Below are 11,901 nucleotides of genomic sequence, written 5' to 3'. Positions count from 1 at the left end.
CATGACAAATTTCAAGACCGCGGTCATCACAGGTGCCGCGAGCGGCATCGGCCGAGCCACCGCAGTGGCTTTTGCGAAGGCAGGAATCCGATCCGTCATCGGCTCGTTTCCCGGCGATCCCCATGACCCCTACGAGACCCTCAACCTAGTTAAAGAAGCCGGGGGAGAAGGCGTCGTCCACGAACTCGACGTACGCAGCGCCGACGAGGTGGATAGCTTCGCCCAGCGCGCGGTCGACGAATGGGGGCGCCTTGACATAGCAGTCGCCAACGCAGGAATCGTCCGGTTGCACCCGCTTCACGAACTCACCGACGAGGCCTGGAACGACCTGATGTCGGTCGACCTGGGTGGGGTCATGCGCCTCTTCCGCAGCGCCGCCTCCCGCATGGACCACGGCGGCGCCCTGGTGGGCATTTCTTCCATCTCCGGAGGCGTCTACGGGTGGGCCGACCACGCCCACTACACGGCGGCCAAAGCAGGAGTTTTGGGCCTCTGCAAGGCCCTCGCGGTAGAGCTGGCCCCCCGTGGAATTCGGGTCAACTCGGTCATTCCAGGGGTAATCGACACGGCGCAGACCCAGGACAGCACAAATTCATTCGGCCGCGAAGGCCTTGAAACAGCAGGAACGAAGATCCCGATCGGCCGAGTAGGACGCCCGGAAGAGATAGCACACGCCGTGAGGTTCTTCAGCAGCGAAGAAGCCAGCTACGTCACGGGGCAGCAACTGATTGTTGACGGCGGGCTGACTGTCTTCATGCCGGTTTCCTGATTGGTCCATCGAAGTTCTTAGACAGAAAGGCGAATGACAGATGCCCGAGGTGAAAGTACTGGTCGTGGGGTCGATGAATGCCGACCTCACGACCACAGTCGGGGGATTCCCTTCCCCCGGCGAAACCGTTCTGGGGACCGATTTAAGGACAGAACCCGGCGGCAAATCCTCTAATCAGGCAACAGCGGCGGCGCTCCTCGGAGCGGACGTAAGTCTGGTGGGTGTCGTGGGTGCAGACGAACTGGGTGACCGCCTCATTATTGAGGCCGCAGCAAAAGGCGTCGACATTTCCCGGGTACGACGCAGCCCTGACAAAAGCACCGGCGCAGCGCTGATCGCAGTAAACCAGGACGGCGAAAACACGATCATCGTGTCCCCTGGCGCCAACGCGACCCTCACATCTGCTGACGTCCCTGACATGGACCTCGAAGGCGCCCCGATTGTTGTGATGGCACTCGAAGTGCCCCTTCCAACAGTGATTTCCGTCGCCGAACGAGCCGCGTCCGCCGGCGCACCATTCCTGCTCAACGCATCTCCCATGCAGGCACTTCCCGCACAGCTTCTTGCCAACGTTGAGGTGCTGATCGTCAATGAAGGCGAGATGCTCGCGCTCCTGGGGGAGCAGGACCTGAGTCAAGGGTGGGACTACTACGCAAGTCGAATCCTGGACCTCGGGCCCACATACGCAATAGTGACCAGAGGCAAGACGGGGGCGGTGGTCTTTGAACCGGGGGACCAGGCAGCCTTCGTAACCTGCATCGACGCCGTTCAGGTTAAGGCAGTTGATACCACAGGATGTGGAGACGCCTTTATGGGCGCCGTCGCTGCTGAACTGGCGGCTGGTTGCACCTTGGTTGAGGCGGCCATGACAGGGGCCCTGGCGGGAGCATGGGCTGCCCAGCACCGGGGCGCTCAGGCCTCTTATGGGAGGCGAACTGATTTCCAGACCCTACTTTCGGCAGCGAGTCCACAACCGTGAGCCCGCATACGGCTTCACGGCCGGCGCGGATTCTCATCGCCCCCGATTCCTTCAAAGGTTCAGCGACCGCGGAGGCTGTGGCCAGCAATCTTGCCCTCGGCTGGTCCTCCGTCCGTGGACAGGACAACGTCCAGTTGGCGCCCATGGCCGACGGCGGTGAAGGCACCATCGATGCGCTGAAATCGGTATTCCCGACAGCTGACCGCCGGCCGATCCGCGTTATAGGCCCCGGCGGCAAGACTGTTGAAGCCGAATGGCTTTACCTGCCGCCGGCATTCGGGGCCCGGGGAAGTACAGGGGTCGTGGAGCTGGCGTCGACCAGCGGCATAACCCTGCTGGAGAGCCTAAGTCCCCTCGATGCCCAAAGCACCGGGTTCGGGCAGGCAATCGTTGCGGCCCTGGAGGCGGGAGTCTCAAGGCTTATCCTGGCTATCGGTGGAAGTGCGGCCACAGATGGCGGTGCAGGGGTGCTGCAGGAACTGGGCTACCGAATCCTTGATGAAAATGACGAACCGATCCGTCCCGGGAACCGGGGATTGCCAGATGCCGTACGTGTTGATGCGTCCGCGGTTGTGACGTTGCCCGAGAACGGTGTGGTAGTCCTGACGGATGTGACTAATCCGCTCACCGGGCCGAACGGATCAGCGGCTGTCTTTGGACCTCAGAAAGGCGCTTCCGGGGAAGTCATTACCCGCATGGATGCCGCACTGGAGCATTTCGCGGCGCTATTCGATATCGATCCTCAAACGCCTGGCGCCGGGGCCGCCGGTGGGGCTGGCTTCAGTCTCATGGTGTGGGGCGCGGAAGTGAAGTCCGGGGCCGAAGAAATTGCCTCACTCCTTAACCTTCCCTCACGCATCGAACATGCCGATCTCGTGATCACCGGGGAAGGGCGGTTCGATCACCAGTCGCACCTCGGAAAGGTTGTGGGCAAATTGCGGCATACGGCCGCTGCGTTTGGTGTGCCGATCGCCCTGGTTGCCGGCGCCATCGCCTCGGAAACGGAAGGATTTTCGTGCGCCATGTCCCTATCGGATCTCGCAGGGGATACTGGCTCGGCCATGGCCGATCCGGAGACGTATCTCAGAATCGCTGGTGCCGAACTTGCCTCCAGCTTTGCAGCCAAGTCGTGACAGCTGCAATTCCGCGGGCCGGACGGGACGGGGACAACAAGCTAACTGCTAACGGCTGCGGTGCCGACAGCACCGAGACACTTAGCCTCCGCCGGCGGCTCTTGCATCTAAAGTGACCTTTTCGGGTTTCGGTGCTGGCCGTTCCTTTTTGGGACGTAACAGCCCTGCACAAGCGACGATGGACCAGATGGAATTAAAGCCACGGCGGACCAGGCGTGGGCTTGTGCTGTTGTGATCGCCAGGAGGAACGCGCCGACGGCGTTGAGTGCCTGATATTGGTAACCGTCGGATTCAATGCGTTTAGCGGTGAGGAGCCCGAAGGAAAGCAGCAACGCGATGGTCCCCGCCCAGCCAACTACGTTGGCGACAAGTTCAATCATTTTATTCGCCCCGGAAATCCCAGGATTACGTGACTGCCTGCACTTTCTCTGCGGCAATCCGACTCAGCCTGAGCAGTTTGGGCGGAACAGCCCGCCGCTGTCTGCATCATGTTGATTTTCATTGGATCTGCAGACTGGACAAGGACGTCAGCTGGGCCGCTGTTCGTGCCCGGTCTGCGTAGCTGGCCTGTGCGCCGTGTCCGGTTGCAGCAATGCTTGCTACGCAGCTGGCTAAACGGCAGGCCTCCAGGAGCGGAGTTCCGGAGGACATCGCCGCCAGGACTGTACCGAAGAAGGCGTCACCGCAGCCGGTGGTATCGATGGCGTCGGTGGGGACGGCAGGAATCACTGTGGTGCTGGTGCCTTCGATGACGAGGGAACCGCGGGATCCGAGAGTGATGACAGCCTGTTCAATGCCCAGTTGCGACAAGCCGGCGGCAATCATGTCCTGTTCGTTCCTGTCAAAGTCATGCAGCCCCGCGGCGAGGTTGGCGGGGAGCAGGTCGGCCAGTTCGTTCTCATTGACGATCAGCACATCGGTCAGGCGCAGGAGCTCGGCCGGGACACTGCGATACGGGGAGAGGTTCAAAAGAACGAGAGTGCCGCTGGCCGCGGCAAGTCGGGCGGCGGCCAGTGCTCCGCTTACCGGTGTCTCCAAGCACAGGCCGAGCACATTGGCTTGCCTTACGGCATCTGCATGGTAGTTGACCAGGATGTCGGTGACGTCGTTGTTGGCCCCGGGGGAAATAGCGATGGTGTTTTCTGCGCTGTCGTCAACGACAACCACTGCGGTGCCGGTTTCCTTGGACGACTGCACGCAGTCTGTCAGGACCACGCCGGCGTGGTGCATGGATGTCCATAGCAATTTACCGTAATGGTCCTTGCCAACAGCGCCAACGAACCTGACGGTGGCTCCCAGCAGTGATGCCTGCACCGCCTGGTTTGCGGACTTGCCTCCGGGAAGGACCCGAACCGGTGTGCCAATGACCGTCTGACCCGGACGGGGCAGGGTGTGTGTATGAAGGGTGAGATCAGCGTTGGCCGAGCCGACCACAGTGACTCGTCCATAAATATGTTCCAGTGCCCGGGCCAGATAAATTTCGGCGGGCAGAGAGGCCACTGGGGTCACGCTGGGCACGCTCCTTTGTGTGATAGTCGCTGGGAAGAGATGGGTGGGCGGCGGGGACACGAACAGTCCCCGCCGCCCGCACGGAGTTGGGATCCGCAGGCTAGCCGCGGTTGTCCTGCGGTTTCGAAATCAGGAAGCTGGCGGCGAAGGCCAGCAGGAGGATGGCTGCACCAGTACTGATGCCTCCGGTGTATCCGGCTTCAACTCCACCGTGTTCGTGAAGGGCAGTCTGAACGAGGGGCAGCACAACGAATGACAGCCCTGCCCCGAGGTTGAATGCACCTGCGTTAAGGCCCGGCAGGTAGCCGGGGTTATCCGAAGGTGAAAGGATCACGCACAGTCCGTTGAGCATGATGTTGGCCATGCCGGCGTAGGCGATTCCGACCAGGATCGATATCCCGGTCAGGAGCGGCAGATTGTCCGACTTGATCAGAGCCAGGGTCAGCATCACACCGACAACACTGCAGAACAGCCCGACCTGCAGGACGCGTTTGTACCCGAACTTGCCCGCGAGGTATCCGGAAACGGGTCCCATCGCCAGTCCTGCCAGCGCATAGGGCGTCAGCGTCACGAATGGAGCATGCGAGGCACTTAGACCCGCCCCTGACTCGGTATCCTGTGCGATGGCCGGGACGATCTGGTTCATCACAGCAAAGACGCCGGTCAACGTCAACAGCGTCGTGAGCAGCAGACCCAGGTAGCGCGGCTTCGAAGGTACTTGATCGTCATCAGGGGATGGGTAACTCTGGACTCGGTCTTCCAGAAGGCGACAAAAGCGGTCACGGCCATCACTGCCAGAAACCCAATCAGTCCCCAATTGATGCGCTTCAAGGAAGCCAGTTCGTTGAAGACGAGGTAGAGGCTGCCGACCGTGACAACGAGCAGGATGGTGCCGATCCAGTCCATGGGCGGCGGATCCGCCACAGTGGATTCGTTCGCCATGAGCTGCAGCGCCAAGGCTGCAAAAACGGCAACAACGGCCATGGACCAGAAGATGGAGGCGAACCCGAAATTTTCTGAGAGCCACCCGCCCGCGATGGCGTCGACGCCGGCGATTCCGCCGTTGACGGAGGTGATGATGCCGAGCAGCAGTGCGTACTTCCTGGGATCGGTTACGTGTGTGCGCAAAAGGATCAGGCACATGACCACGACGGGGCCTGCGACGCCTTGAATGATGCGGCCGGTGAACAACCATGTGACGTTGGGCGCCATGGCACTTACCACGCAGCCGATTCCGGTGATGAGGAGCATGAGGCTGAGCACTCGACGGCGGCCGCGAAGGTCAGCTAACCGGGGCAGGAACAGGGAGAAGACTGCTGCAGAGGCGAAAAATGCGGTCTGGGTAAGGCCGATTTGCGCCGTTGTTGCATGCAGCTGCGTTTCCATTCCTTTCAAGGCCGGTGAAAGCATCGAGGCGTTGAGCTGAAAGGCAAAGCAGGGAGACAGCAAGGCAAACATCAGCGCCGCTGTGCTCTTGCGCTTCAGGACAACAATTTGGCCCGCAACCAGCACTTCGTGGGGACCGAGCCGGGTTTCTGCTCGTTCCAGAGTATCCTCGACGCCCTTAGCCATCTGAGTTGTCCTTGCCAAGTCGCGCGATAGCGTCGATGACGAGGTCCCAGAACCGATCGGCGTCGAGGGTCATGGCCGCCTGGGTGTGGCAGTCGGCGGGGATGTGTGCCGGGCGCAGCTCCGTTACGGTCATGCCGAGCGTGTAATCGCCGCTGGTCTCGACGACGATAGGTGCACGGACCGTTCCAACAATGGACGGATCGATAACGCGGGCCACGGCCACCGGGTCGTGGACCGGGGGGAAATCGAAGCCCTGGGCGTCGTGGTAGGCCTGGCGGAAGAAGCCGAACAGTCCGAGAACGAACTCTGACAGGGGAGTGTCAAGGGCCTTGATGCGCTCGGCTACTTCGTCGGTGGCAAGGGCTTGATGGGTGACGTCCAGTCCGCACATCGTGACCTCCCATGGAGCGTCGAACACGATTGCCGCAGCTTCAGGGTCGATCTTGATGTTGAATTCGGCAACTGCAGACCAGTTCCCAACGTGAACGCCGCCGCCCATCAGAACTACTTCTTTGACGCGTTCGATGATCTGCGGTTCCTTCCGCATGGCCATCGCAATGTTCGTCAGGGGTCCGGTGGGGACGAGGATGATGGTCTTCGGTTCGGCTTCCATGATGGTGTCGATGATGAGGTCAACAGCGTGACGAGGGTCGAGCTCCATCGCAGGTTCAGGCAGCACTACACCGTCCAGGCCCGACTCGCCGTGGACGTCGGCGTCTTCGCCTTCGCGCATCAGGGGGCGCGCGCAGCCGGCAGCGATCGGTACACCGGTGATTCCCGCGATCGTCAGTACGCCCAAGGCGTTCTTGGTCGTCTTCTCGAGCACGGCGTTGCCGCCCACTGTCGTTACGGCCACAAGTTCCACGTCCGGGTTTCCGTGGGCGAGCATCAGTGCAATTGCGTCGTCGTGTCCGGGATCGCAGTCCAGGATGATCTTGGTCATTGTTTTCCTCTTTCTGTTTTTGTCATCAGCAGTGATGGGTGAGTGGGCAAGCATGGGGGCGCGCCGGAGCTGGGGGAGACATCAGTTGGGGGATGTGGAACGGCATGGGTGCGTTACCGGGCATTCCAAAGCATTGAAGCCCTTTAACCCGGACAGGTTCTTCTGTCTGGGATGAGTGGCGTGCCGCTTGTTTTCGGTCAATCCCTGGGGCGATCCGGGCCGTGGCACCGGTTTGTAGCGGTGGATACGTGTCCGCAGGCTTCGGGTGAGTTAGACGGCCCGCAAGCTCGTGCTCTTGCGATAGGTGAAGGCCGCATTCGGCGCTACCTCCGGCGTCGTGTGCCGCGCCGCAGCCAGCCCCCTCAGCCACCAGGGGCTGTGCGGTGCTGCCGTCATTTTCTCTACCATCTGCTACCTCATTGTCTCATTGCGTAATCGATTACGCAAGCGCTTTATAAGCGTAAGGATGGCGGGGTATGCTGTCAAACGGGTCCCTGGGGAAGCCTGATCCAAGCCTCCGAAAAGTCCAGAGAAGGCCTCACCTCTCCGATGGACGCCCACGCTTTGTATCCTCCTTTCAGCCCGCCTGAAGGTCTGCGGCGGATCGGTGCTGGGGCCGGGGCCGGGGCCGGGGCCGACGAGATTGAACGCTTGGAAAGGAATCAAGGAAGCATGCCGGCCGTGACTTTGAATGATGTGGCTATTGCTGCTGGTGTTTCCGTCGGTACAGCCTCACGGGCTATGACCGGCCGCGGCCGCGTATCGCTGGAAACAATCCTGCATGTTAGGGCCGTGGCAAGCGGACTGGGCTATAAGCCGAACGTAATTGGTCAGGCCCTGCGTCGCGGCAGCTCGAACACAGTGGGAATGGTTGTACCGCATATCGAGAACCCGTTCTTCGCCGAGCTTATTCGCGCGGTGGAATCCGGCCTCCACGAGAAGGGGTACCAGCTTATTGTGGCCGACTCCCACGCCAGCACCGAAGCAGAAGAGCAGCGGCTGGGGCTTCTGCTGGCCCGACAAGTCGACGGAATCCTAGTTGTTCCTGCCTGCTATGGGCAGTCGGCCGCTGCCATTGCTGCCACGGCTGGAGAAGTTCCGCTCGTGCAGCTGGACCGCCGCGCAGGGGAGGATACTGCCGACTACGTTGGCGTCGATAACAGAGCCGGGATGACGCTCATCGCGGAGCACCTGGCAGCTCAGGGAGTCCGCACTGTCCAGTTCGTCGGAGGCGACGATGCGACGACCCCGGGGACGGAACGGGCCGAAGCTTTCCAGGAAACCGCTGGCGCGGTGGGACTGGATCTCGTCGGAAGTTACCGTCACCAGTTCACCTACGAAACAGGCACGCAGGCAATGAGCATTCAAGATCCAATCCCGGACGCCATCGTCTGCGGTGACGACCTGATTGCACTTGGTGCCTATGGACAACTTCGAAGAGAAGGCGTCGACGTCCCCCGCCAGACCAAGGTGACAGGCTTCGACGGGACTGTCCTTTCAACAATCGTGGAACCGTCATTGACGACGATCAAGCAGCCCTTGGAACAGATCTCAAGCGCGGCAATCGAGGCCCTTGTTCACCGCATCCATGGAGACATCCCGTCCATATTCGTCAATAAACAGTTCAAGCCACGTCTGCAGGTAGGCGGCACCACGGCACTCCTGCCCGGAAATTCAGCAGATCCCTGTGATGAATAATCGGCAATCAGACACATGCTCGTCGACAAAAAGAAGGTCAGCCCCATGAACCGTGCACTCGCGGCAGTGGTAGAAAGATTTGAGGAAGCACACGGGCGAGCTCCTGTCGTGTTGGTGGATATGGACGAGGTTTTATGTCGATGGGAAGAGCATTTCGTCGCCTCTCATAGACGGCTGTTTCCCCACCTTGCCATCCCCGAAGCTGGGAAACGGGAAAGCTTCGATCTATTTGCGGGTCTCACGCTCGAGGAGCAACACGCAACTGCCAGCGTCCTCGATGAACCGGGTTTCTTCGCAGGCATGCTGCCAGTTGAAGGCGCACTCGCTGCCATTCAGGAGATGCTCACCGCCGGTATCGACGTCGCACTATGTACAAGTCCCTGGCTGAGCAATCCAACGTGCGCCTCAGACACCTCGCTTGACGGAATATAGATCCGCGACGGGCAGGTCGCCAACCGCCCGATTTACGCTGCCATCGGCGTCACCCTCGATGGGGAGAAAGACATCCTCGGCCTGTGGGCCGGCACCGGCGGCGAGGGCGCGAAATTCTGGATGCGCGTGCTCACCGACCTCAAGAACCGCGGCGTGAAGGACACCTTCTTCCTGGTCTGCGACGGACTCAAAGGCTTGCCCGAAGTCGTCACCAACGTCTGGCCGCTGACCACGGTCCAGACCTGCATTATCCACCTGATCCGGAATACCTTCCGGCTGGCCTCGAAGAAGGACTGGGACGCGCTCAAACGCGATGTGAAGCCCCTCTACACCGCCGTGAACGCAGCGGCGGCCAGGGCGGCGTTTGAGGAGCTCACGGAGCGCTGGGGCAGGAAATACGGGGCGATCGTGCGGCTTTGGGAGAACGCGTGGGAGGAGTTCATCCCGTTCCTGGACTACGACGTGGAAATCCGGCGCGTGATCTGCTCGACCAACGCTATCGAATCCCTGAACGCCAGGTACCGGCGCGCCGTCAAGGCCCGGGGTCATTTCCCCACCGAGCAGGCTGCGCTAAAGTGCCTGTATCTGGTCACCCGATCCCTCGATCCGACCGGTGCCGGCAAGACCCGATGGGCCGTGCGTTGGAGCCAGCTTTGAACGCCTTCGCCATCACTTTCAGCGACCGATTCCCGGCAGCTGAAAGCTACTAAAAGAAACCGCCGGATACACCGTTAATGAGATAGTCCCTCGCGGTCATTTCCCGACCGAGCAGGCTGCGCTAAAATGCCTGTATCTGGTCACCAGATCCCTCGATCCGACCGGTGCCGGCAGGACCCGATGGACAATGCGCTGGAAGCCCGCTTTGAACGCCTTCGCTATCACTTTCAGCGACCGATTCCCCGCCGCTGAAAACTTCTAAAACAAACCGCCGGATACACCGTAAATGAGATAGTCCCGGGGGTGTGGACAATGTCCACACTTTTCGTTTCGTACTGGGCCAAACAGCCTTCGGACTGCTCCGAATTCCGCATGTTCTCGCGGGTTCCCCGTGTTTGCAAGGCCTGGAACGTAGTTCGAGTCCCACCTCGGGCACGACGTTTTCCCTCGTCAGAGGCGATTTTGCTTTGACGTGTGTACAAAGCTTGTGGTCGCGTCGCTCTGACGGCTGGTTCGCGGGCTGTGGCCTGGCTGCCGCGGTGGCCTATTCAGGTGTGTGGGGTGGCGGGTTCAAGGCCCTGGCTGGTGGGCCTTCCGCCCGCTGTGGCTGCGGTTATGCGGTACCTCGTCCTGGTTGTCTCGGGTTGGTCGTGGGTGGCCAACACCTGTTCATGGTCCAGGGCTGCTGGCACAACATGACGTGACCGACTTTGGTATGAAATTCTTCATCAGGGGCTTCTCAGAGACCTCATGGAGTCTCGGTGTGGATCGGTTTGTCCTACCAAAGGGGGTGTGGACAGTGTCCACACTTATGTCTGCTTTATACGGGGGCTGGGTTCGTAGGTGGTGCACCCGAGCGCTCCTGAGCTGCATGTGGCAACGAATCTCCTTGCTCCTGCAGACTTTGAGCCCCCGGCCGCAGCAGCTCGCGGTCGAGGAGCACACTTCAACTGACCGGAGCCGGGGACGTCGTGGTGACGGTTCACAATGGATGTATGAGGATAGAACTGCTGCACATCGACCAGTGCCCCAATACCGTTAGAGCTTTGGAACGTCTTGAGTCCGCCTTGGCTGTGCTGGGACGCAGTTACATTGCCGTGCGGCTGCGACAGCTGAGCACGGCCTCGGACATCCCGGACACGGGATTCGCGGGTTCCCCGACCATCACTGTCGATGGCTCCGACATTTTCCCGACCGGCGCACCAGCTGACGATCTGGCCTGCAGGTTATACGCCACTCCTGATGGGTTTGCGGGCTTGCCGACCCTCAACCAAATAGTCCAGGCCCTTGTAAACCGCGGATTCTGACACGAAGCCATGTGGCCGTAGGCGCCGGGCGCCTCGGAAACGGCGGCGGTCGCTAAGCACGGGATCACTGCCCGACTGCGGCACTTTGAGGACATTTTGAAGGAAGAGAAAGGTTTTAGGGAAGCAGCGCTAACGGCTACTCGGACACGGGCTGCGATCCTTGGATCTTCCAGCCTTCGGTACGCGTGTAAAGGGCGAGGGCCTGCCCTTCACCGGAGGTTGGACGTGGGCGTGCGGTGTGGCGCAGGGCGGCACGAGTGCAATCCAAACCCTGCAGGGCTGCCCGGGCCTTTGTGAGCGCGTCACAAAGATTTGTGCCTTCAACCGCGAAGCGGCCGACTCCCTGGTCGGTTGCGTATTCAAGGAAGTACCGCATGGGCGGAAGTTTGCCAGAGCGGGCAAGGTCCGGGCAGGACCGATGGGCCCGTCTGTGGAATGTTTCTCCGCGTTTCCCGCGGGGTGGTTTTGGGGCAGGCAGTTGCTGGGCGCCGGCAGGGGTAGGGCTTTGCGGGCAGGCGGCTGTAGGGGCGGGCAGCCCAAGGTTCGATCGGCCCTCGGAACCTCACTCGGTCGATAGTTCCTTTAGGGCGAGGGTTAGAAGTTCAACTTCCAGGCCCCTGAGGAGGGGAATGCCGTGGATGAATGCATCCAGTTCCATGACGTCGGCCGTCCCTCCCAGTGCCCAGTATTTAAGCCAGATTTGCGGAATGGTTGGGCCGCCTGATTCGATGAAGGCGCGGGCAGCCAGGCGAGGATCATCACTCATCGTGGCCTCCGGGTGCGGTGGGGCGTGCTGGTCCTCGGTTCGCCAGCCAGAACAGTTAATGTGCTCATTTTCTCATGCTGTTATCCCCGCCGTCAGCAAGCTTCTTCCGATAACGTCCGGGGTCACCGCAGCCTGA

General features: G+C 60.9%; 12 protein-coding genes and 2 pseudogenes. 8 read left to right on the top strand and 6 right to left on the bottom strand.

The genetic code is table 11. The annotated features are described in order from the left end of the window. The first annotated feature begins 1 nt into the window (after nucleotide 1). Genes GK109_RS00670 through GK109_RS00660 form a run of 3 tightly spaced genes read left to right on the top strand, consistent with a single transcriptional unit; the run spans nucleotide 2 to nucleotide 2,881 of the window. Complete coding sequence (locus GK109_RS00670) at nucleotides 2–769, top strand: SDR family NAD(P)-dependent oxidoreductase (protein WP_157238314.1); 768 nt, start codon at nucleotides 2–4, stop codon at nucleotides 767–769. Nucleotides 770–809: 40 nt separating this feature from the next. After that, a complete protein-coding gene (locus GK109_RS00665) occupies nucleotides 810–1,748 on the top strand; it encodes a ribokinase (RefSeq protein WP_157238313.1) in 939 nt (312 codons plus the stop codon). Further along, on the top strand, nucleotides 1,745–2,881 hold the full coding sequence (locus GK109_RS00660) for a glycerate kinase (RefSeq protein WP_370460297.1): 1,137 nt from the start codon (nucleotides 1,745–1,747) through the stop codon (nucleotides 2,879–2,881). The genes GK109_RS00665 and GK109_RS00660 overlap by 4 nt, the downstream gene beginning before the upstream one ends. 107 nt (nucleotides 2,882–2,988) lie before the next feature. Here GK109_RS00660 and GK109_RS00655 read toward each other — a convergent pair whose 3' ends face one another. The 5 genes from GK109_RS00655 to GK109_RS00640 form a co-directional block, all read right to left on the bottom strand. Beyond that, nucleotides 2,989–3,261: a hypothetical protein gene (locus GK109_RS00655; protein WP_157238312.1), complete on the bottom strand. Its 273-nt coding sequence runs from the start codon at nucleotides 3,259–3,261 to the stop codon at nucleotides 2,989–2,991. A gap of 118 nt (nucleotides 3,262–3,379) precedes the next feature. Then, on the bottom strand, nucleotides 3,380–4,390 hold the full coding sequence (locus GK109_RS00650; protein ID WP_370460296.1) for a ribokinase: 1,011 nt from the start codon (nucleotides 4,388–4,390) through the stop codon (nucleotides 3,380–3,382). Between the two features lie 100 nt (nucleotides 4,391–4,490). After that, nucleotides 4,491–5,036 carry an MFS transporter gene (locus tag GK109_RS22275; RefSeq protein WP_370460295.1) on the bottom strand — a complete coding sequence of 182 codons (546 nt, stop codon included), beginning with the start codon at nucleotides 5,034–5,036 and terminating at the stop codon, nucleotides 4,491–4,493. Between the two features lie 23 nt (nucleotides 5,037–5,059). Next, entirely contained in the window at nucleotides 5,060–5,962 is a 903-nt protein-coding gene (locus GK109_RS22270; protein WP_370460294.1) for an MFS transporter, read from the bottom strand. Continuing rightward, on the bottom strand, nucleotides 5,955–6,905 hold the full coding sequence (locus tag GK109_RS00640) for a nucleoside hydrolase (protein ID WP_157238311.1): 951 nt from the start codon (nucleotides 6,903–6,905) through the stop codon (nucleotides 5,955–5,957). Before GK109_RS00640 ends, GK109_RS22270 begins: the two co-directional genes overlap by 8 nt. 651 nt (nucleotides 6,906–7,556) lie before the next feature. On the opposite strand from GK109_RS00640, the gene GK109_RS00635 reads away from it, so the two are divergent. The 5 genes and pseudogenes from GK109_RS00635 to GK109_RS00615 all read left to right on the top strand — a co-directional run bounded on the left by GK109_RS00635 (nucleotide 7,557) and on the right by GK109_RS00615 (nucleotide 10,999). Then, nucleotides 7,557–8,603 (top strand): LacI family DNA-binding transcriptional regulator, encoded by a 1,047-nt coding sequence (locus GK109_RS00635; protein ID WP_197432370.1) that lies wholly within the window; start codon nucleotides 7,557–7,559, stop codon nucleotides 8,601–8,603. Nucleotides 8,604–8,618: 15 nt separating this feature from the next. Further along, the gene (locus GK109_RS00630) at nucleotides 8,619–9,035 is read left to right on the top strand and encodes a hypothetical protein (protein WP_157238309.1); all 417 of its coding nucleotides are present in this window, start codon (nucleotides 8,619–8,621) and stop codon (nucleotides 9,033–9,035) included. After that, a pseudogene (locus GK109_RS00625) lies at nucleotides 9,036–9,745 on the top strand (IS256 family transposase); the annotation flags it as partial. A 35-nt stretch (nucleotides 9,746–9,780) separates the two neighbouring features. After that, nucleotides 9,781–9,954 (top strand): annotated as a pseudogene (locus tag GK109_RS00620) (IS256 family transposase); the annotation flags it as partial. Between the two features lie 733 nt (nucleotides 9,955–10,687). After that, a complete protein-coding gene (locus GK109_RS00615; RefSeq protein ID WP_104997771.1) occupies nucleotides 10,688–10,999 on the top strand; it encodes a thioredoxin family protein in 312 nt (103 codons plus the stop codon). A 562-nt stretch (nucleotides 11,000–11,561) separates the two neighbouring features. Here GK109_RS00615 and GK109_RS00610 read toward each other — a convergent pair. Beyond that, a complete protein-coding gene (locus tag GK109_RS00610) occupies nucleotides 11,562–11,765 on the bottom strand; it encodes a hypothetical protein (RefSeq protein WP_104997773.1) in 204 nt (67 codons plus the stop codon). Between the last annotated feature and the right edge of the window lie 136 nt (nucleotides 11,766–11,901).

Origin of the sequence: Pseudarthrobacter sp. GA104 (assembly GCF_009741265.1) — a bacterium.
GTDB lineage: Bacteria > Actinomycetota > Actinomycetes > Actinomycetales > Micrococcaceae > Arthrobacter.
Note: the sequence above shows the minus strand (reverse complement) of the source record. Positions and strands in the feature narration are given on the sequence as shown.

Bases quoted from the DNA above. Each gene is read 5' to 3' on its own strand.
- GK109_RS00670 (WP_157238314.1), top strand. From the start codon at position 2: ATGACAAATTTCAAGACCGCGGTCATCACAGGTGCCGCGAGCGGCATC.
- GK109_RS00665 (WP_157238313.1), top strand. From the start codon at position 810: ATGCCCGAGGTGAAAGTACTGGTCGTGGGGTCGATGAATGCCGACCTC.
- GK109_RS00655 (WP_157238312.1), bottom strand. From the start codon at position 3,261: ATGATTGAACTTGTCGCCAACGTAGTTGGCTGGGCGGGGACCATCGCG.
- GK109_RS22275 (WP_370460295.1), bottom strand. From the start codon at position 5,036: ATGAACCAGATCGTCCCGGCCATCGCACAGGATACCGAGTCAGGGGCG.
- GK109_RS22270 (WP_370460294.1), bottom strand. From the start codon at position 5,962: ATGGCTAAGGGCGTCGAGGATACTCTGGAACGAGCAGAAACCCGGCTC.
- GK109_RS00640 (WP_157238311.1), bottom strand. From the start codon at position 6,905: ATGACCAAGATCATCCTGGACTGCGATCCCGGACACGACGACGCAATT.
- GK109_RS00630 (WP_157238309.1), top strand. From the start codon at position 8,619: ATGCTCGTCGACAAAAAGAAGGTCAGCCCCATGAACCGTGCACTCGCG.
- GK109_RS00615 (WP_104997771.1), top strand. From the start codon at position 10,688: ATGAGGATAGAACTGCTGCACATCGACCAGTGCCCCAATACCGTTAGA.
- GK109_RS00610 (WP_104997773.1), bottom strand. From the start codon at position 11,765: ATGAGTGATGATCCTCGCCTGGCTGCCCGCGCCTTCATCGAATCAGGC.